The following is a 20,485-nucleotide window of genomic DNA, read 5'->3' as shown; positions in this document are numbered from 1 at the left end:
AATATGTGTTTATTATTTTTTCATCTGTTGCTTTTTTAATCGTTCTTCTTTTAATTGTATTTCTTTTTCTTTGGCTTTTTTAAGCCATACCACCCATTGCTCGGGTGTTTCCATCGTAATCCGGCCAACGGCGCCACTTCTAAAATCAGTTAAAATAATTTCTGCGGCTTTTTGATAATCAATTCTTCCCCCACTGAGTAAAGCACCGCGTTTTTGGGCAATGGCATCTAACCAATCGGTGTCTTGCCAAGTGTCTAATTGCTGACTACTGACTTCTAAACGAAAACGTTCGACTAATAGCTGAGGATAATAAATACGAACATAATTTAACCATTCCAATGCAACTTCTTCTTCATCCAAAGCATTCCGGCCAACGGCACCACTTGCAGCTAAATTATACCCGCCTTCTTGTACAATAATCTTTGGCCAAAGCATCCCTGGGGTGTCATAAAGCCAAAAATCATCTGCTAAAATCAAACGTTGCTCTGCTTTCGTGATACCTGGCTCATTACCCGTTTTGGCACTTTTTTTACCTAAAAGTGTATTGATTAATGTCGATTTACCTACATTAGGAATACCGCAGATTAACACCCTTAATGGTTTGTCTAAACCAGAACGATTTGGCGCAAGAGCACGACATGCTTTAATCAGCTTTTGTGCTGGCGCGCGCTCAGAAGCATCTAAAGCAATCGCCTGAGTATTAGGCTGACTATTATAAAAATCCAGCCATAAATGAGTACGCGTCTCATCCGCTAAATCTTGTTTATTTAAAATTTTTAACTTATGCTTATGCTGAGAAAGATTTTCTAATAGTGGATTGGCACTTGAACCTGGTAAACGAGCATCCAACATCTCAATCACAACATCTGTACTTTTTAACCGATCAATAATGGCTTTTTTAGCCTTATTCATATGACCAGGATACCATTGTATTGCCATTTTTAATTTTCTTTCAAAGGCTTAATCAAATACATCAAGCCATTAATCTGTAATTCATTCAATAATAAAATCAGCTCACCCAAAGCCCCTTTGGGTAAAGCTTCTCTTACTAAAAAAGCCACATAATGTTCTGGCAAATCGCTCAGTAACAAACCTTTATATTTTCCATAAGGCATTGTTTGCGTCGTTAGCTTTATTAAATCTTCTGGTTGCACAATATTTACTCATAATATTTGATTTTTGGTTTATTTAAACACAATAAAAATATTATAAAATAATTAAAAATCAACAAAATAAACTAAAAAATCATTAAAAAACAAATTTTTTTTATATATCAAGAAAAACCATGATTTAACTCAATTTATTTATCTTCAAGCTTATTTATTATACACTAGTACACGGAAGTATATTTTTACACAGAAACATAAAAATATAATCAATTATATTTTGTTTTTTTAATTCCAAGATTGGGAGATCAACATGTCGAGTCAGTTTTATATTCCACCATTAAACATCATTGGCGAAAACGCTCTAGAAGATGCTTTAGGTTATATTAAAGGTTATGGCTTTAAAAAAGCATTAATCGTATCAGATAAAGGCCTAAGCAAAATGGGCATTGTTGAAAAAATTGCAAAAGCACTTCAAGGTGTTGGTGTTGAAACAGCTATTTTTGACGGTGCACAACCTAACCCAACAGTAGAAAATGTCGCTGATGGTTTAAAAATTTTACAAGACAATAAATGTGACTTTGTTGTTTCTCTTGGTGGTGGCTCTCCACATGACTGTGCAAAAGGCATTGCTTTGGTGGCAACAAATGGCGGCAAGATTGCCGATTATGAAGGTGTTGATCAATCACCTAAAGCACAATTGCCTTTAGTTGCCATCAACACAACTGCGGGTACAGCCTCTGAAATGACCAGATTCTGTATCATTACCGACACCGCTCGTCATATTAAAATGGCGATTGTCGATAAAAACACTACCCCTATTTTATCTGTTAATGATCCTGCTTTAATGAAAGACAAACCAAAAGACTTAACAGCAGCAACAGGTATGGATGCTTTAACTCACGCAGTTGAAGCTTATGTGTCTACCGCAGCAACCCCTATTACAGATGCATGTGCGATTAAAGCAATTGAATTGATTGCCAAATATCTAAAAACCGCTGTATTTGATGGTCACAATATGGAAGCACGGGAACAAATGGCTTATGCTCAGTTCTTAGCAGGTATGGCTTTTAATAATGCTTCTTTAGGTTATGTACATGCAATGGCACACCAATTAGGTGGTTTCTACGATTTACCTCATGGGGTATGTAATGCAGTATTATTGCCTCATGTACAACGCTATAATGCTACGGTCGCAGCTGCACGCTTAAAAGATATCGCTAAAGCCCTTGGTGCGGATGTAACCGATGTTTCTGATGAGCAAGGCGCACAAATGGCTATTGCGGCAATGTATGAATTAGGTCAAGATATCGGCATTCCTGAAGGTATCGCCATGATTGGTGCAAAAGAAGAAGATATTCCTACTTTAGCAGAAAATGCACTTAAAGATGCTTGCGGCTTAACCAACCCACGCCAAGCAACACACGAAGAGATTTGTGCCATCTTTACTGCTGCACTATAATTTTTTCATTTGATTTATTCTAATCATCAGGCAACCATAAAAAAAGTTGCCTGATTTTTTTCAAGCAACCTTTTTTGTATCTCAACAATCACGAAGATTCTGATAAATTAAAAATCTTCATTCACTTCAATTTCGTTTGACACAGGTTCAGAAGTAGATTCTGGCTCAACAGCAGGAGTAGGCTCTGGTACTGGATGGGTCAATGCCCCAATTGTCCATGCTAACGAATGCAAAGAACCAGCTACTTTATTACCTTTTACATTTGTGCAACTGACACACACACCTTGCCCTGTTTTGGCTTTTAGTGTTTGTTCAATACGGGCTTGATTTAAAGTCACCCCACTTTTTTGGGCCCAAGCCTGTAATGTTTCATTTAATTTAGCTCTATTTAGATTTTTTTGGTTATATGGATCTTTATAAGCTGCTAACCACAATTGGCCACTGTCATCTTCATTCACAGCAACTAATTGGTAAATAACAGAAACAGGCATCCCTTTATCCACAAACTTAGCCATTTTCAAAGCATCAGCACTTTTCATCCGAACACATCCATGGCTACGCACACCAGGCACACTAGATGGGACATTTGTACCATGAATACCCAAACCAAGAGATGGTTTACCAAAACGGATAAAAACAGGTCCTAATGGATTATTTGGTCCAGGAGGAATAGATGTAATAGCAGGTAGCCCTGCAGCCGCTCTTTCTTTTTGAATAGATTTTGGAATACTCCAAGTCGGTTTATACGCAACAGGACCAATTTGATATTCTCCAATAGGCGTACGTGTTCTTGCCTTACCGACCGCAATTGGGTAAATATTTTTTAAGTCTTGATCTTGATAGACAAACATTCTTTGCTGTGCCAAATGAATGACAATATGCTTCCCTTCTTCAACTGGTGTCACATCAGGGTTTAAAGTCACTGCCATACCAGAAGTAAAGGATAAGGCAAATAAACTGTATAAAATCGATTTTTTCATGTGATATAGACTTTTCAAATAGTTTAATAGCAATATTTCAAAGGATAACATAAGCGTTATCTATTATCTCAACAAGTCATATGGTTATCACAACAACTTGTTCATTAAAGAGAGGCTGTGTTGTAAGCATGCCAATCTAAATTTTCTACTTATTTATTTTCTGCCCTAATCTATTTTTTAACACATTGATTTATTTTTTAAATTTATTCATGTTACAGCTTACAACTATCCATCAACACATACAACATAGGCAAATAGACTACAAACATCAACTCATTCTATTTTTTCAAAAAAGCTCTTTTTAATATAGAGCACCAATCTTTAAACTGTAAAACAGGCCTATGTTCAAACATATTGTATTTATTTTGATCCAGTTTATATAAAATACGCTGACCTCCTAATACAATCATACGTAACTCAAAGCCAATTCGCCCTTTTAAAGCCAAACCTAATGGAGAGCCAGAAAGTAACATTTTATGTGTTCTATCACATTCAAACCTCATTAAATTTTGAAAATTAAACTGTGCCTTGCCTTGTGCAATTTCTTCTTCTGATACATTAAAGCGCTGTAAATCTTCTTGAGGGATATAGACTCTTTGTTTTTGCCAATCAACCGCCACATCTTGCCAAAAATTAATAAGCTGCAAAGAAGTACAAATAGCATCACTCATGGCAAACTGCCGCTTATCTGTCACACCATACAAATGCAAAAGCAATGTACCTATAGGATTGGCAGAACGTCGACAATAATCAATTAAATCCCCAAAATGTTCATACCGTTTGGTACTGACATCCTGACAAAAAGCCGATAACAAATCATAAAAAGGTTTAAGAGGCAAAGAAAATGGCACTATTGCGTTATCTAACAATTGATTCATCAACTCAGTTTTAGGCTTTTTTCCCTCATCAATCAGGTCTAATTCTTTTTTTAAACCGATTAAAGCTTCAATTCTTTGCTCATCACTGAACTCTCCCTCATCAGCGTAATCATCTGCCGTTCGTGCAAAATGATAAATGGCATGGATGGGCTTTCTTAAACGCCTAGGTAAAAGAACCGAACCAACAGGAAAATTTTCATAGTGATCAACAGACATAATGAGTAACAATTGCGTAAATTAAACAAGGGTTCATTATAAGGGGAATAATAGAAAACGACAAAAAACAAAAAATAAAGGGCTGTTGTCACCCAACAGCCCTTTATTTTTAACATTAATAAAAACTAACCACAGCTACCTACATGTCCACATGCAGTACAAAACTCACAACCATCCTTTTTAATTAATGCATGGCTACCACATTCAGGACAAGGCTTACCCGTTAAAGAAGGCATGATGCTGGCAACTTCACCTTCAAATAAATCACCTTGCTCAGGAACCATGACCCCCATATCTTCCATAGGGTAGCCCTCTTCACTTAAAATACCCAACATGGCATAACGATGGATGGCCAAACGAGCAATATAAGCAACAGTAGAAGGCCAACTTTGTGATTTTTCACTATCTGGCGTACGAGCAAAAAAATCACCTTGTGGCTCAGCATAAGTTAATAATTTACGCAGTTTCATGCCAATCCAAGCAGGATCAATAACCCTCATATCCAAAGATAATAATTTACATAAACCATCTAACTCACGAGGATAATTTCCAGACATCCAGATAGAGTAAGGGCGGCGTTGACCATTTGGTAAAACAAGCTCTTTTAGGAACAGAACAAAGTCATCTCCTGTTTGTGGGTTATACACATCTACAGACCAGCTCATTGTGCCATCTGTGCCAGATTTTGGTTCTTTTCGAGCAAACAGTGCATCAATTACAGGTGTTGGTTTGTTTTCAGCATCATCTAATACACCTAATTGAGCAACACGGTAACGAACAACTTTACCCAATGCCGCTGCTGCTGTAGAAGCATATAAATGCTCACTGCCAATTTCCATATGATATTGTTTATTGCCATTGGTGCGGGATAAAGCGTCTAGCTTGGCGGCTAACCACACGCGATCACGACAACGCATATCCATAGACAAAGTTTTTGCAATTGCGCCTAAACCACGTGTCGCCTCTTCACTGCTATTGACCCAGCATTCGAATGGCAATGTTTCGCCATTTTCAACATGGCCTACCACAACAGCAAAACTTCCTGTTGGGTGTTCAACCATATAAGTCCAAGAAGGATTACCTTCTTTAAGTTTAGGCCGATTTGGCCATTTTAAGCTGGCTAAAGCTGGGCTTGGCGCTGAAACCAAAGTAATGCGTCTATCAGAACCTGCTTCTTGATCAACCAAATCACTTGGTGTTTGTTGAGTAGGCTCTACAGATAACACTGAACTTAATACACTATTCGGACGATAAGTCGTAATTCCTTTTAATCCAGCTTTCCATGCTTCTAAATAAAGATTTTCAAAGTCTGCAAATGGGTAATCTGCTGGAACATTAACCGTTTTAGAAATAGCGGTATCAATAAAAGGTGCAACAGCAGCCACCATTTTCATATGATCTAAAGCAGACATTTCCAAAGCAGATACAAAATAATCTGGCAGATTATTTGTGTCTCCGCCTAATGTACGATATAAACGATAAGCATGGTCTTCTACCACATACTCTTGAATAGAACCATCCACCATACGTTTTTTACGGGTATAGAACCAACTAAATGGTGGCTCAATACCATTAGACGCATTGTCAGCAAACGCTAAAGAAATCGTTCCTGTTGGTGCAATAGATAATAAATGTGAATTACGAATACCATATTGACGCACTCGCTCTTTTATTGAGTCTGGCAAACGGCTGGCACAATGTGGCTCTGCCAAATATTTTTCGGCATCAAATAAAGGAAAAGCTTCTTTTTCAATGGCTAAATCGACAGAAGCATCGTAAGCGCTATTGCGCATAAATTCTGAAACTTTGGCCGCAAACTGACGCCCTTCCTCACTATTATAAGGAATACGCAACATAATGAGGGCATCCCCCAAACCTGTATAACCCAACCCCACCCTACGTTTAGATTGAGCTTCTGCTAATTGTTGTTCCAATGGCCATACGGTTAAATCCAATACATTATCTAACATCCGTATAGATGTTCTGACCACTTGATCAAACAACTCAAAATTAAAGCTTGCCTGTTCAGTAAATGGATTTTTAATAAAACAAGTTAAATTAACAGACCCTAAATCGCAACAACCATAATCTGGCAAGGGTTGCTCACCACAAGGATTGGTTGATTCAATAACCTCACAGTAAGACAAATTATTGTCACGGTTAATTTTTGACATGAATAACACGCCCGGCTCAGCGTGGTCATAAGTAGATGCCATAATTTGTGTCCACAAATCACGAGCTCTTACTGTACGATAAACCCAAAGCCCATCTTCACGTTTAAAACTTTCTGTAAAAACTGTTGGGTCAGGTTCTTCCGCATGAACCAATTGCCATGGCTGATCTTCAACCACTGCATGCATGAACTCATCAAACACACCAACTGACATATTAAAGTTTCGTAAATCACCTTGATCCTTAGCATGGATAAACATTTCAATATCAGGATGATCACAATTGAGCACCCCCATTTGAGCACCACGGCGAGCACCAGCAGACTCGACCGTTTCACAGCTTCGATCAAAAACCCGCATATAAGAAATTGGGCCAGAAGCACGACTATTTGTACCTTTAACATGGGCACCATGTGGGCGAATACGGCTAAAATTATAGCCTACCCCTCCGCCACGACGCATGGTTTCTGCAGCTTGAAGCAATGCCTCATAAATACCTACTTTACCATCTTTAGCTGCGCTGATTGAATCGCCAACTGGTTGAACAAAACAATTAATCAACGTTGCCGTTAAATCCGTTCCTGCCGCAGAGTTAATCCGCCCCCCAGGAATAAAACCATTACTTAATGCAAAATAAAAGTCATCTGCATGCTTATTTGGCTCTTTTTCAGCCTGAGCCAACGCATTGGCAACACGCAGTCGCACCTCCTCTATTGTTTGCTCCCCATTTTTCGCATATTTTTCTAACAATACTTCTCGCGAAATATCTTGTTGGACCATTTGAGGTAGAGACTCTTTCACTTTACATTCCTTGTATTTAAAAATTGATTTTAAAACCGAAACACATTAAAAAATGTTTTAAAAAAACAAAAAATTTTCAACAAAATTAAAAAAATTAATTGTAACAACTAAAAAAAATCAATACAACAACTTGATATAATATTTCCTATACTAATATAAAAGTATAATAGCTAAAAAACAAACAGTATAAGAAAATGAATCAAATTATGTTATAATGGTGAGTTTTCGTTAAGGGCATATCAGTATGCTTAATTATTTGATCCATTATAATATGGATCACCTAAAATAGGCAAAAATAATGAGTAAATATTTAATAAATTTCAAAATAACAGCTTCAACAAAAAGTTGAAAAAATTAAAATTTATTACTGTATAAAACCAAACATTTTTTTATGTTTTTTTTAAGAAAACACCTAAAAAACCAAAAAATATTATTAAATTAAAAATATCATAAAAATATACTATCATTGGTGATAAGCATGAAACTATTCATTACAGGGGGAGCTGGTTTTATTGGCTCAGCTCTTGTTCGTTACCTCATAAAAAACACCAACAATGAAATTATTGTTTTAGATAAGCTCACTTATGCAGGTAATTTATCTTCACTTCAAACAATTTACAACAATCCCAATTTTTCTTTCAAACATATAGATATTTGCCATCAAGAAAAAATCCATTCTCTTTTTAATCAATACAAACCCGATGCAATCATACATTTAGCAGCGGAGAGCCATGTTGACCGATCAATACATGCTCCTGCAGAATTTATGCAAACCAATATATTAGGGACATATGTTCTGTTAGAAGAATCACGAAAATATTGGCAAACCCTACCTGAGCATAAAAGAAAAAATTTTAGATTTCTCCATGTCTCTACTGATGAAGTCTATGGTGAATTAACACAAACAGCCTCTTCTTTTACAGAAGGAAACAATTATCATCCTAATAGTCCTTACGCTGCTTCAAAAGCTTCAAGTGACCATTTAGTAAATGCCTGGCACCAAACATATGGCTTACCCACCTTAATTACTCATTGTTCTAACAATTATGGACCATTCCATTTCCCAGAAAAACTCATTCCAAAAACGATTATTCACGCAATTTTAGGGCAAGCCATTCCTATTTATGGACAAGGGGAACAAATACGTGACTGGCTATATGTTGAGGATCACATTAAGGCACTTTATATTGTTTTAACAAAAGGGAAAATAGGTGAAACATATAATATCGGCGGGAATAATGAAATGAAAAATATTGATGTTGTGAATATTATTTGCGACTTGCTTGATCAACTTACTCTCTCACTCCCTTCTACCTCCACAAGAAACCTGATTCAATTTGTCTCAGATAGACTAGGACATGATTGGCGTTATGCCATTAATACTCAAAAAATTGAGCGCGAGTTATCTTGGTTTCCTCAAGAAACGTTTGAAAGTGGTATACGCAAAACGATCCAATGGTATCAAGATAATCAATTTTGGTGGTCTACTATACTCAATGGTTCTTATAAACAACTGAATTTTGGGGAAATAAAGGAAAACCAAAAATGAAGGGAATTATTTTAGCAGGAGGAAAAGGCACAAGGCTTTACCCAATCACAAAAGGAATATCAAAACAACTCCTACCAATTTATGATAAACCTATGATTTATTATCCTTTATCTGTTTTAATGCTGGCAAAGATTAAGGATATTCTGATCATTTCAACAGCAGTTGATATTGATGCTTTTAAACGGTTACTTGGTGATGGTTCTGCTTTTGGTATTCACCTAAATTATAAAATACAACCTAAGCCTGAAGGTTTGGCACAAGCCTTTATATTAGGGGAAGAATTCATTCAAAATGACAAATGTGCTCTGATTTTAGGTGATAATATTTTCTTTGGTAATGGCTTCAGTGAAATATTAAAAAGGGCTACTCTTTTAAAAGAGGGAGCAACCATTTTCAGCTACCCTGTAAAAGATCCTGAACGCTTTGGCGTGGTTCAATTTGACCAAAATTTTCAACCATTATCAATAGAAGAAAAACCAATCAAACCAAAGTCCAACTGGGCAATCACTGGCCTATATTTTTATGATGAAAAAGCTGTTGAAATGGCTAAACAAATTAAACCATCTGCTCGTAACGAGCTGGAAATTACCACATTAAACCAAATGTATTTAGAATCAAAACAATTAAACGTAGAACGGCTAGGTAGAGGCTTTGCATGGTTGGATATTGGCACACATGAAAGTCTAATGGAAGCATCGCAATTCATCCATACTATTGAAAACAGACAAGGATTTAAGGTCGCCTGTTTAGAGGAAATTTCTTATAGAAATAAATGGATAGAAAAAAAACAATTACAACAATATATTGAACAATTAGGCACTACATCATATAGTCACTATTTATCAAACCTCATAAATGAGGAGTGCTGTTTATGATCGTGGTTTCTACTACAATCAATGATGTCAAAATTATTCAACCAAATATTTTTAGTGATGATCGTGGTTTTTTTATGGAAACCTTTGAAAAAAAACGTTATCAAGAGGCTCTTCAGATAAATCTAAACTTCGTTCAAGATAACTACTCTCATTCAAAAAAAAATGTTTTAAGAGGGTTACATATTCAACAAACAAAACCCCAAGGAAAGCTCATTCGTGTGATCATGGGTGAGATTTTTGATGTATTCATTGATTTAAGAGATCAGTCTCCAACTTTTGGACAATGGAGCAGCATCATTTTATCAGAACAAAATAAAAAGCAACTTTGGATCCCACCAGGATTTGCTCATGGTTTATTTGTATTATCAGATACAGCCAATATTGAATACAAATGTACAGAGTATTACCATCCAGAAGATGAAATATGCTTGCTTTGGAATGACCCAGATTTAAACATCAAATGGCCATCTATGACACCAATCTTGTCAATAAAAGATAAAAATGGTTTATTATTAAAAGACTTTTTAAGTTTAAGAATAAAATGAAAATAATGATTTGTGGCTGCAATGGACAAATAGGACAGTCTTTACTCAAACAAACTGGAATCATCAATCATCAAGTACTTGCCCTAAACCACTCTCAATTGGACATTACAGATAAAAATGCAGCAAAAGGCATAATAGAAACATTTAGCCCAGATATTATTATTAACGCGGCTGCCTATACTAATGTAAATAAAGCACAAATAGAACAAGATTTAGCATTTAAAGTGAATAGAGATGGCGCAATCAACTTGGCGCAGTTGGCAACACAATATAATGCAATACTCATTCATATTTCTTCAGATTATGTATTTTCTGGTCAATCACTTAAACCATATACAGAAGAGGATATACCCTACCCTTGTAATGTTTATGGTGCCAGTAAACTAGCTGGTGAAATTGGCATTGCCCAATATTGTCCCAAACATATTATCTTAAGAACATCATGGGTTTTTGGAGAATATGGACATAATTTTTTCAAAACGATACTTAACTTAGCACAAACAAAAACCCAACTAGATATTGTGGGTGACCAATTCGGAGGACCAACAAGCTCCGATGATATTGCCTCAACAATATTCAAAATAGCAAATCAGATTTATAACCAACCAATCAATTCGTCATTGTGGGGAATTTATCATTATTGTGGGCTACCTTATGCAAATTGGGCAGAAATTACACAAAATATTATTGAGTTAGCCTACGGAAAAATGATCATACATAAAAAACCGATCATAAATCAAATACAATCATTCGAATATGATACTTTAGCCAAAAGACCAGCAAACTCTAGCTTAATATGTTCTAAGGTATTTGAAGAATTTCAAATTGCTCCGTGTAACTGGAAAAAAGCATTAGCAAAAATATTTGACAAATAAATATTTAATATTATTTAAGTATTGATTGATACAACTGGATATATTGATCAACCATTTTTTCTGATGTAAATAATTCATCATAACGTTTACCCGCATTTTCCCCTAGACACGCAGCTAACATGGGATTATGCCACAAAGTATCCATTGCCTCTCTTAAAGCTACAGAATTACTAGGTGGAATAACCAGTCCCGTTTTATCAGCGATATTCACATATGTTGTACCTGTACCTATTTCACAACTAATCATTGGTTTTGAATACATAGCACCTTCTAATAATGTGATACCAAAGGCTTCAGAACGTAAATGCGAAGGAAAAACTACTGCGCCACACAATTGTAGTAATGCTACCTTATCCTCATCAGATAAAGAACCTAAAAAATGAACATTTTGTACACCTAAGTCTGTAGCCTGTTTTTTTAACTTTTCTTCAATAGGCCCCGCTCCAACAATAACTATAGGATAAGAAGTTCCTTGGGCAGCCTCAATTAAAATATTCAAACCTTTATAATAACGAAAGGTACCAATAAATAGGAAAAAACGGTTCCCAAATTTTTCTTGCCATTCCTTCTTCTTTTGTTCTGCTACTTGTGGATAAGAAGCTTTGTCTAAACCAAAAGGCACAACTGTTACTTTATCCTTAAATCGCTGTAAAGTCTGGCTAGTCATCATATAATTTGGTGATGAGGCAACAATGCTATCAACATCAGCAAAAAATTTATACATTAGTGGTTTATATAATCGCAATAAATTTTTTTGTTTTACGATATCAGAATGATAAGTAACAATTGATGGCTTTTTAATTCGACACACAAAATGCGCTAAATCCATAAAAGGCCAAGGAAAGTGATAGTGGATAATATCAACCTGTTGCACTAGTTTAGATAAATCTTGAAATACAGAAAAAGACAATGGAGTAGAAGCAAACTCCACTATCGTTTTTGAAAAATAAGCATCATGGTGACCAACTTGTATATTTTGTGTCTTACCTTGCTCACTCAACGATAATACTCTTGCTTCTACACCTTTGAGCCTCCCCCCTTCAGCAAGTTGATAAACAACCTGTTCAATTCCACCAAAAGTATTGGGATAATAAGTTTTACAAAAATGGAGTACTTTTATCATGAGCGGCTAACCTTTTGATAAACATTTATGGTTTCTTGAGCGCAACGTCGCCAAGAAAATAACTTTGAACGCTGAAGGCCGCGTTCTGTCGCCTGTTTACGCCACTCTTCATCTTCAAGCCCAAATTGTAATAGTTCTGTTAACTTATCAATATCTAAAGCATCACACATGAGTGCTACATCACCTACTACTTCAGGTAAAGAAGCAGCATTTGAACAAATAACAGGTGTGCCAGAAGCCATTGATTCTAAAACAGGCAAACCAAAACCTTCATATAAAGAAGGAAATACAAACAACCGAGCACCAGAAAACAATGCAGGTAAATCATTTGTTGGAGTAAAACCTAAATAACACAACCACCCCTCCGATTCACCTCTATTCATTTGTTCATGAATATCTCCACTTTCCCAACCTTTATAGCCACTAACTACTAATGGATATTGCTTTCTTAAAGGAATAGGTAAGCGCTGATAAGCATGAATCAAAGTCGATAAATTTTTCCTTGGCTCTATTGAACCTATAAATAGTGAGTATTGTTTATAAGTTAAATCATAACGGGCCAATACCGACTGTGCATCCTCTTTCGAATGCTCATAAAAACTACCAGAACTAGCCAATGGTACATTAAATATACGTTCCAGAGGAAAAGCAAAATACGCCGACAATTCTTGACGTGTAAACTCAGAGTCTGTAATCAAAGCATTCGCTCTTTTTATCGTCAAATACAACTCTTTTTGCATGAAACGAACTCTTTCTTTCGTATGACATTGTGGCCATAGAAATACAGATAAGTCATGAAAAGTTGCGACACTTCTTCCAGAAAAAGATGGCAAATAAAAATTAGGGCTATGATAAATAAAATCTGAATATGACTTAAGTTTAAATGTCTTTATTTTAGAGTAAAGCACCCTATAGCACTCAGAAAATAAAACATTCTTTTGAAGACGTAATTTAATACTCTGCTGGAAAGCAGAAGCACTATTCGGTTCCATTGGCAGTGAAGAACAAAACTGATAGCCTGCCATTAATTTTAGCTCTTCAATATCCATGGAACCATTCGCCAGTTCCTTAGCTAACTCATAAGTATACCGACCAATACCTGTCAATGGAAATTTAATAGCGTCTATATTCAAAATGATCTTCATTACAGCTAGTTCCAATAGAATAATATGTGCTTTGCTTAAAAAGAAGAACCAGCTTTATTCCGCTTAATATCAGCAGCTACCATCATTTCGCATAAGCCTTCTAAATTTGTTTTAGGCTCCCAGCCTAAAACTTTTTTTGCTTTTTCTGGATTACCAATAAGTAAATCAACTTCTGCTGGACGATAATACTTCTGATTCACTCGAACCAACACTTTACCTGTAGTTTTATCAATACCTACTTCATTTTCATCGTTTCCTTCATATGCTAATTCTATGCCTACAGCTTTAAAAGCCATCGTTACAAATTTACGGACAGTTTCCGTTCTATTCGTTGCCAAGACGTAGGTATCTGGCTTTTCAACTTGCAACATACGCCACATACCTTCTACGTATTCTTTTGCATACCCCCAGTCACGTTTGGCATCTAAATTCCCTAATTCAAGTATATCTAACTTACCTAATGAAATTTTTGCCACCGAGTCAGTAATTTTACGTGTAACAAATTCTTGACCACGCAAAGGAGATTCATGATTAAATAAAATACCGCTACATGCAAAAATACCATAGCTCTCACGATAATTTATTGTCATCCAGTGAGCATATAATTTAGCCACGCCATAAGGGCTACGTGGATAAAAAGGTGTATCTTCTTGCTGAGGAATAGCTTGTACCTTACCAAACATTTCTGATGTTGATGCTTGGTAAAAACGTATTTTAGGATTAACAATACGAATGGCTTCCAATAAATTAACCGCCCCCAAACCAGTAATTTCTGCGGTGGTAATAGGCTGTTCAAAAGATACACCGACAAAACTTTGTGCAGCAAGATTATATACTTCTGTCGCTTTAGTTTGTTGCAATAAGCGAATATTAGCGGATAAATCTGTTAGATCATACTCAACCAGATGTAAATTGGGATGTTGTTTTATTCCTAATTCTTCAATTCTCCAAAAATTTACAGAACTTGTCCGACGATAAGTACCATATACTATATAATTTTTTTCCAACAAACACTCTGCAAGATAAGCACCATCTTGACCAGTGATTCCTGTAATAACAGCAATATTCATGTAAAACTCCTGAGATAAATTAAAAGCTACATAATCTTGTCTTTTTTAGATAAAAAGAATTCTTCTATATATTTATATGAAACAAAAGCAACAAATAAACTAATTAAAAGGGCAACTAAACCAAATAATGCATAATTCAGACTATTCGAAAAAAATTGTTCTTGGCTAACATTAAAATAATTTTTAACAAATGCAACTAAATAATAATTAATTGAGAGATGCCAAAGATACAGAGAATAACTAACCTTACCAATTAATTTTACCCCTTGAAATTTAAACTTTGAAAGCAAGTTACCATTCAACAGAAAAAACAAAAAGAAAGGATATGCAGAAAAGATAATATAAAATGATTTTACTTTTAAACTACTTTTCCCTAAAACCAAATATAACAACAAAGTTACCCCAACAAATAAGCAAAAATGACCTAAATAAACTCCATAAAGTCTCATCTGTTTGCTAAAATAGTCTTTAATATAATAGGCTAATGCCCCTAACAAAAAAGAAGCATAATAAATGACATCCGATTCCCCTTTAAAAATATCATTAACATCAGTAAAATAAAGTACAAAAATAAAGAATGCCACCAATAAAGTAGTTTTTCTTGGCCAAATTGCTAAAATAGGCAAACACAAATATAAAGACCACTCCCACTTCAATGTCCAAATAACATTAATCCTCAGAAACATATTCTCAGAAAATATATCGTTAACACCAGCAAAAGCAAAACCATAATTTTTCAATATATTCAGCATTTGTTGCTTATTAGGCAACAGGAATCCTGATAAAATCCAATCAATAATTGTAATTATTGAAATAAAAACAATGACCAAAGGCACTAATCTTAAGACTCTTTTTTTATAAAAAGTATTAAAATTAACCGACTTTGTGCAAACTTGCCCCCAAAACAAATACGCTGTCAACATAAAAAAAATACTCACACCAACAGCTCCAGACCAAGCACTTAACATATATTTAGGTGCATACCAACCAAAATACATGGTTGTATGCGCAATAAACACTAGAAAAGCAGCACTGCCTCTTAATATTTCTAGATTGGAGTCAAAACCTTGAGTATATTCTAAACTTAGTTTAAAAAATTTATTAAAAAATACTGCTATATAAGCTGCAATAAAATAAAAACCAACAGATATACAAAGTAATTTAAATTCATGCATTTTATCAACTTTCACAGAGATAAGAAGAATATAGACGCTCTAATATTCCACGTAAAGAAATTTGAATACAATCCTCTCCAATAATCTTTTTCAGTTTTTCTGTACAGCCTACTAATCGCCAAACTTCATTCTTTCTAATAAAACGATCATCAATTATTTTATTTAAAGAATAGTGACTTATCTCCTCAAGAATCGTCAGAATATCTTCACCTCTATAACCTACGCCTGAACAAATATTTAATGCCCCATCAAAATCAATTTCGTCTAATATTAATTTTTCGTATATATTGACACAATCAACAATGTCAACGTAATCTCTAATTGATGAAATATTACCAAGATGAATAACTGACTCTTTATGTGCAAAATGTTTAGTCATTTTGGGAATCAAAAAATACTCCTTTTGACCTTGCCCAATAATATTAAATGGCCTAATGATTTTTATTTTTAAATAATCATTATAATTCTTACTCATATTTTCCATGATCATCTTGCTATAAGAATAATGGTTTTCTGGCTTCATTGGTAGTTCTTCATGCAAATAGTCTTCTTCTTGATTACCATAAATCCCAGCAGTGCTTGTCAAAATAAGTGCTGTACCAGCAGGGCATACACTATAAATACTATCCATCAATATTTCAGAACAAATCACATTTACCTTATATATATCAGATAAATCGCCATGATTCACATTTGCAATAGCACCAAGATGAACTATTTGATCAGGCATAAACTCACTAACCAAATTTTTGACGCAATTAACGTCTAAATAATTCATATATTGAATATGCTCTGAAACAGACTTTGGAGAGGAGGTAACCCCCATTACGATACAATCTTTTTTCTGTAATTGTGACAATAAAGCAGAACCAATAAAACCTGTCGCTCCTGTAATTAGTATGCGCTTACTCATTTATTTGTGCCTTCTGAAAATTTTCTAATTTATTCATTACATCCAAATAAAAATCATGCCAAGTAATTTTTTTCCAGCTCTGTTTGATTCTTTCTTCTTTTTCTAATAAAATTTGATGATTCTGAGCGTAAAACATGATTTTATTAGCCCATCCTTCAATATCCCATGGATGGATATAATCAACCAAATCCCCCCCTACTTCTCTCAGTGGTTTGACATCTGAAACAAGGCAAAATTTACCATATGTTAAACTTTCTGGAAGGGTTAAACTCCAACCCTCATATTGGCTAGCCAATACAGTAAATAAGCAATGACGATACAATACATTCAACTGCTCATCCGATGGTGATAAACGGATAATTTTACCTTTTATGCGTTCATCTTCATCAAAGGAGTCTAAAAAATCATCAATTTTCCATCCTTTATGACCAATAAAAATTAATAATGGGAGCGCCTGTTCTCTACGCTCAATGAGTTTTAAATACGCTTTATATAAACTTTCATGGTTTTTTCTGATTTCTAATGTACCGACAGCGATAATAAAATTTCTATTAATGCCCAAATCGCTTAAAATTTGCTCATCATTATTAGTTATTCTTTTTAAATCATTAGAATAACTAATATCAGAGCCAAACCGTATGGGTAAACTAAAAGGAACTGTCCACCCAAATTTATTTTGATATTGAATACCATCATCCATAGCTGTTTGCCCACCATATAAAATCATATCTGAAATCTCCGTATTTAATTCCAGAAACTTATGGTAACGCTTACTATTTTGTTCAGAATGAAGTTGAGGGTAATTGACAGGAGTAAGATCATAAATAATACTACAATATTTAAAATCCTTTACCGCTTTAGATAATTTTATTGCTTTTAAAGATACTAACGACCAATCCAAACCCACAGACAATACAATGTCATTTTTGTTAAACGGTAAATCTTGAAGTGAATTATCGACCGTACTATTCAAATCAGCTTCAAATATATCACCATTTACTCGATTAGCAAATTTTTTTCCATAACTAAAGATATGTCTTACAATAAAATTACTGAATTTTATTGGAAAGACACTTAACATCAGTAAAACACCTTGAACGATCCGCTGCCTTCTTGAATGACTAACGTCATACGCATCTTGTAATTCTGGAAAAACACCTCTTTCGGTAACCACTTCAGATGCAATTGGCACTCGGAATTCATTTGGGTTCTTTTTCCAATAGTCCTGAAAAGCGGCAAATCCTTCTTCAATTGTTGCTGCTTCAAAAATTAATGCCAGCTTATCTTGATTAATTTCAAAAAATCCTGAGTGATCAATTGCATAATAGATAACATTATAGCCAGAGTAATATAGCTCTTTTGCAAGCATTAGTTCTGTTCTAATAATTCCAGAAATACCTCCGCGGTACATTATATAAGAAGTTGTCATGTCAAACCAAATAGCATTTGATTTTTGTGGGGGAGATATAGAAAAATCTAATGTGGTGATAATTTGATTGATATCTTGAGCACAGTCAAACCATGTAATATTATTCCATTTATTCTTAATAATGGCTTCTTTTTGATAAACCTCACCTAAATTTTTGCTATAAAAAGCTATTTTATCAGCCCATTCAAAGGGGGTTAAAGGATCAATAAAATCAGCGATCCCTTCTCCGATTTCTCGTAGCGGAGGAACATCTGCACATAAACAAAACTTATTGTATCCAAAACTTTCGGGTAAGGTTAAACTCCAACCTTCATACAAACTAGGCAACACAGTAAACAAACAATGACGATATAAACAATCTAATTCTACATCTGTTGGAGAAATCATCATTATATTACCAGCAACCCTTGGATCTCTGGTCATATTATCTACAACATCTTTGGCTCTCCATCCTTGTTTTCCCACTATAACCAACAAAGGGATATCGCCCTCTTGCCTCTCTGACAATAAAGCATATGCCTTATATAAAACATCATGGTTCTTACGCACCTCAATTGTCCCTACAGTCAAAATATAGTTGCGCCTAATCCCCAAACCTGCCAAAATTTTCTTATCTACATCTTCATTGATATGGTCATTTCTAATGATATCAGAACCAAACTTAATTCCCTTCCCTTCTGGAATAGTGTAATGATGAGTTTTTTGAAACGCGTGAGCATCTTTTTTCGCAACTTCACCACCATACAAAACAAAATCACAATGATTAGAGACCCAACGAAAATATTGATTAAATTTCTTGCTCCCCTCTTTAGGGTAAAAATGCTTTGTTTGTTCGTTAATTAAGATTAAATCATAAATAAGATAAACTATTTTAATATCTTTATCTTTTTTTACTTTTGTAAACAATTTTTCTTTATTACTGTCCATCCACCCAACACTTAAAATAATGTCTCCATCTATATATGGAGACTGAACAGTCAACAGTTTTTGTGATTGTGTTAATATTTTCCTAGAACTTTTAAAATTTAACCTTGCATATAAATAAGATAGAATATTTATCAACTTAATCGGTAAGTACGAGAGAATCAGTCCAATCCCTTGTAACCACTGTGGACAAACACTCAACATCAGAAAAAAAGCATCTTTAAATCTTTTACTTCTACCACTACCAGAATACCTTAAGCTATTAATAGAATTTTCAATATTAGCAGATATAGGTCGTTTACCTTTTTGATTTAAATATGCCTCTGTTATATTGCTTGCATTTAATAACCATGCCAGCTCTTCAACGGTCACCTCTCTAAAATGACCATGTTCTTCTACACTAAACTTAATATCCTTATTTATTTTTTTTAAATTGACGGCTATTTCTAGTTCAGCCCTCACAATACCAACAATACCACCTCCCCACTGCATGGAGGTTGTTAAATCAAACCATATCTGCCTATTCATAATTCAACCTTAATCTCTTCAACCTTACCATGTTCTAATTTAAAAATTCGATTGCACATTAACTTAATCATATTAATATCATGGGAAGCTAAGACAAAAAGCTTTGATGATTTTGAAATATGTTTCATTCTTTGAATAGCTTTTTCCTGAAACTCAGCATCTCCAGTTGAAATCATTTCATCAACCAACAAAATTTCAGGTTTAATGCTAGTCGCCACTCCAAACATTAATCGCATAGTCATTCCGCTTGAATATGTTCGAACAGGCAAATTCAAAAAATCACCTAACCCAGTAAAATCAGCGACATTATCAAGTATTGATAATGCCTCTTTGTAGCCTACTCCCTGCAACATAGCCATTCTCAATATATTTTCATACCCACTAAGTTCATAATCTATTCCAGCACCAAGTTCAAATACAGTGGAGACTTTTCCTTCTCTGATTACTTGTCCCCCTGTTGGATGATAAATACCTGCAATTGTCCGTAACAACGTACTTTTTCCTGCACCATTATGACCTATTAGGCCAATACTATCACCATCATCAAACTGAAATGAAACATCATCAAGTGAACGAATAACAATATGTTTACTTGAATCTTGTGATATACGCCCCCCCGTAGTGATTCTAAGTAAATTATGACGTAAAGACATTGTCTTGGCGTTATAAATGGGAAACTCTAAAGAAACATTTTCAAATTTTACAAAAGCCATAATATGC

The 20,485-nt window shown here is 34.8% G+C and carries 17 protein-coding genes; 5 read left to right on the top strand and 12 right to left on the bottom strand.

Annotated features, from left to right (window positions below):
• Positions 1 to 12: 12 nt before the first annotated feature.
• On the bottom strand, positions 13 to 939 hold the full coding sequence (ylqF, locus tag AADH04_RS10715) for a ribosome biogenesis GTPase YlqF (RefSeq protein WP_434777267.1): 927 nt from the start codon (positions 937 to 939) through the stop codon (positions 13 to 15).
• A 2-nt stretch (positions 940 to 941) separates the two neighbouring features.
• Complete coding sequence (locus AADH04_RS10710) at positions 942 to 1,154, bottom strand: DUF3820 family protein (protein WP_434777266.1); 213 nt, start codon at positions 1,152 to 1,154, stop codon at positions 942 to 944.
• Positions 1,155 to 1,419: 265 nt separating this feature from the next.
• Here AADH04_RS10710 and yiaY point away from each other — a divergent pair, with 265 nt between their 5' ends.
• A complete protein-coding gene (gene yiaY / locus AADH04_RS10705; protein ID WP_434777265.1) occupies positions 1,420 to 2,568 on the top strand; it encodes an L-threonine dehydrogenase in 1,149 nt (382 codons plus the stop codon).
• 107 nt (positions 2,569 to 2,675) lie between these two features.
• Here yiaY and AADH04_RS10700 read toward each other — a convergent pair whose 3' ends face one another.
• From AADH04_RS10700 to AADH04_RS10690, 3 genes are all read right to left on the bottom strand, one after another.
• Positions 2,676 to 3,548, bottom strand: coding sequence for a L,D-transpeptidase (locus AADH04_RS10700; RefSeq protein ID WP_434777264.1), 873 nt, complete (start codon positions 3,546 to 3,548; stop codon positions 2,676 to 2,678).
• A gap of 278 nt (positions 3,549 to 3,826) precedes the next feature.
• Positions 3,827 to 4,642 (bottom strand): squalene synthase HpnC, encoded by an 816-nt coding sequence (hpnC, locus tag AADH04_RS10695; protein WP_434777263.1) that lies wholly within the window; start codon positions 4,640 to 4,642, stop codon positions 3,827 to 3,829.
• A gap of 125 nt (positions 4,643 to 4,767) precedes the next feature.
• Complete coding sequence (locus tag AADH04_RS10690) at positions 4,768 to 7,614, bottom strand: adenosylcobalamin-dependent ribonucleoside-diphosphate reductase (RefSeq protein WP_434777262.1); 2,847 nt, start codon at positions 7,612 to 7,614, stop codon at positions 4,768 to 4,770.
• A gap of 478 nt (positions 7,615 to 8,092) precedes the next feature.
• On the opposite strand from AADH04_RS10690, the gene rfbB reads away from it, so the two are divergent.
• Genes rfbB through rfbD form a run of 4 tightly spaced genes read left to right on the top strand, consistent with a single transcriptional unit; the run spans position 8,093 to position 11,458 of the window.
• On the top strand, positions 8,093 to 9,163 hold the full coding sequence (rfbB, locus tag AADH04_RS10685; protein WP_434777261.1) for a dTDP-glucose 4,6-dehydratase: 1,071 nt from the start codon (positions 8,093 to 8,095) through the stop codon (positions 9,161 to 9,163).
• Positions 9,160 to 10,038 carry a glucose-1-phosphate thymidylyltransferase RfbA gene (gene rfbA / locus AADH04_RS10680; protein ID WP_434777260.1) on the top strand — a complete coding sequence of 293 codons (879 nt, stop codon included), beginning with the start codon at positions 9,160 to 9,162 and terminating at the stop codon, positions 10,036 to 10,038. Before rfbB ends, rfbA begins: the two co-directional genes overlap by 4 nt.
• Positions 10,035 to 10,583 carry a dTDP-4-dehydrorhamnose 3,5-epimerase gene (gene rfbC / locus AADH04_RS10675; protein WP_434777259.1) on the top strand — a complete coding sequence of 183 codons (549 nt, stop codon included), beginning with the start codon at positions 10,035 to 10,037 and terminating at the stop codon, positions 10,581 to 10,583. The genes rfbA and rfbC overlap by 4 nt, the downstream gene beginning before the upstream one ends.
• Positions 10,580 to 11,458: a dTDP-4-dehydrorhamnose reductase gene (gene rfbD, locus AADH04_RS10670; protein ID WP_434777258.1), complete on the top strand. Its 879-nt coding sequence runs from the start codon at positions 10,580 to 10,582 to the stop codon at positions 11,456 to 11,458. Before rfbC ends, rfbD begins: the two co-directional genes overlap by 4 nt.
• 10 nt (positions 11,459 to 11,468) lie before the next feature.
• Here rfbD and AADH04_RS10665 read toward each other — a convergent pair whose 3' ends face one another.
• The 7 genes from AADH04_RS10665 to AADH04_RS10635 are packed head-to-tail and all read right to left on the bottom strand — an operon-like array spanning position 11,469 to position 20,478.
• Positions 11,469 to 12,581, bottom strand: coding sequence for a glycosyltransferase family 4 protein (locus AADH04_RS10665; RefSeq protein ID WP_434777257.1), 1,113 nt, complete (start codon positions 12,579 to 12,581; stop codon positions 11,469 to 11,471).
• Entirely contained in the window at positions 12,578 to 13,726 is a 1,149-nt protein-coding gene (locus AADH04_RS10660) for a glycosyltransferase family 4 protein (protein WP_434777256.1), read from the bottom strand. The genes AADH04_RS10665 and AADH04_RS10660 overlap by 4 nt, the downstream gene beginning before the upstream one ends.
• Before the next feature lie 35 nt (positions 13,727 to 13,761).
• Positions 13,762 to 14,796 (bottom strand): GDP-mannose 4,6-dehydratase, encoded by a 1,035-nt coding sequence (gene gmd, locus AADH04_RS10655; protein WP_434777255.1) that lies wholly within the window; start codon positions 14,794 to 14,796, stop codon positions 13,762 to 13,764.
• Positions 14,797 to 14,822: 26 nt separating this feature from the next.
• Positions 14,823 to 15,971: an acyltransferase family protein gene (locus tag AADH04_RS10650; RefSeq protein WP_434777254.1), complete on the bottom strand. Its 1,149-nt coding sequence runs from the start codon at positions 15,969 to 15,971 to the stop codon at positions 14,823 to 14,825.
• Positions 15,972 to 15,975: 4 nt separating this feature from the next.
• Complete coding sequence (locus AADH04_RS10645) at positions 15,976 to 16,884, bottom strand: NAD-dependent epimerase/dehydratase family protein (RefSeq protein WP_434777253.1); 909 nt, start codon at positions 16,882 to 16,884, stop codon at positions 15,976 to 15,978.
• Positions 16,877 to 19,765, bottom strand: coding sequence for a glycosyltransferase (locus tag AADH04_RS10640; RefSeq protein ID WP_434777252.1), 2,889 nt, complete (start codon positions 19,763 to 19,765; stop codon positions 16,877 to 16,879). Before AADH04_RS10640 ends, AADH04_RS10645 begins: the two co-directional genes overlap by 8 nt.
• Positions 19,762 to 20,478 (bottom strand): ABC transporter ATP-binding protein, encoded by a 717-nt coding sequence (locus tag AADH04_RS10635; RefSeq protein WP_434777251.1) that lies wholly within the window; start codon positions 20,476 to 20,478, stop codon positions 19,762 to 19,764. Before AADH04_RS10635 ends, AADH04_RS10640 begins: the two co-directional genes overlap by 4 nt.
• Between the last annotated feature and the right edge of the window lie 7 nt (positions 20,479 to 20,485).

The sequence above is a fragment of the Neisseria sp. Ec49-e6-T10 genome (assembly GCF_051132615.1).
In the GTDB taxonomy this organism is placed as follows: Bacteria; Pseudomonadota; Gammaproteobacteria; order Burkholderiales; family Neisseriaceae.
The sequence above is the reverse complement of the archived record's forward strand: the minus strand, read 5'-3'. Positions and strand labels throughout refer to the sequence as shown.

Bases quoted from the DNA above. Each gene is read 5' to 3' on its own strand.
- ylqF (WP_434777267.1), bottom strand. From the start codon at position 939: ATGGCAATACAATGGTATCCTGGTCATATGAATAAGGCTAAAAAAGCC.
- yiaY (WP_434777265.1), top strand. From the start codon at position 1,420: ATGTCGAGTCAGTTTTATATTCCACCATTAAACATCATTGGCGAAAAC.
- AADH04_RS10700 (WP_434777264.1), bottom strand. From the start codon at position 3,548: ATGAAAAAATCGATTTTATACAGTTTATTTGCCTTATCCTTTACTTCT.
- hpnC (WP_434777263.1), bottom strand. From the start codon at position 4,642: ATGTCTGTTGATCACTATGAAAATTTTCCTGTTGGTTCGGTTCTTTTA.
- rfbB (WP_434777261.1), top strand. From the start codon at position 8,093: ATGAAACTATTCATTACAGGGGGAGCTGGTTTTATTGGCTCAGCTCTT.
- rfbA (WP_434777260.1), top strand. From the start codon at position 9,160: ATGAAGGGAATTATTTTAGCAGGAGGAAAAGGCACAAGGCTTTACCCA.
- rfbC (WP_434777259.1), top strand. From the start codon at position 10,035: ATGATCGTGGTTTCTACTACAATCAATGATGTCAAAATTATTCAACCA.
- rfbD (WP_434777258.1), top strand. From the start codon at position 10,580: ATGAAAATAATGATTTGTGGCTGCAATGGACAAATAGGACAGTCTTTA.
- AADH04_RS10665 (WP_434777257.1), bottom strand. From the start codon at position 12,581: ATGATAAAAGTACTCCATTTTTGTAAAACTTATTATCCCAATACTTTT.
- AADH04_RS10660 (WP_434777256.1), bottom strand. From the start codon at position 13,726: ATGAAGATCATTTTGAATATAGACGCTATTAAATTTCCATTGACAGGT.
- gmd (WP_434777255.1), bottom strand. From the start codon at position 14,796: ATGAATATTGCTGTTATTACAGGAATCACTGGTCAAGATGGTGCTTAT.
- AADH04_RS10650 (WP_434777254.1), bottom strand. From the start codon at position 15,971: ATGCATGAATTTAAATTACTTTGTATATCTGTTGGTTTTTATTTTATT.
- AADH04_RS10645 (WP_434777253.1), bottom strand. From the start codon at position 16,884: ATGAGTAAGCGCATACTAATTACAGGAGCGACAGGTTTTATTGGTTCT.
- AADH04_RS10640 (WP_434777252.1), bottom strand. From the start codon at position 19,765: ATGAATAGGCAGATATGGTTTGATTTAACAACCTCCATGCAGTGGGGA.
- AADH04_RS10635 (WP_434777251.1), bottom strand. From the start codon at position 20,478: ATGGCTTTTGTAAAATTTGAAAATGTTTCTTTAGAGTTTCCCATTTAT.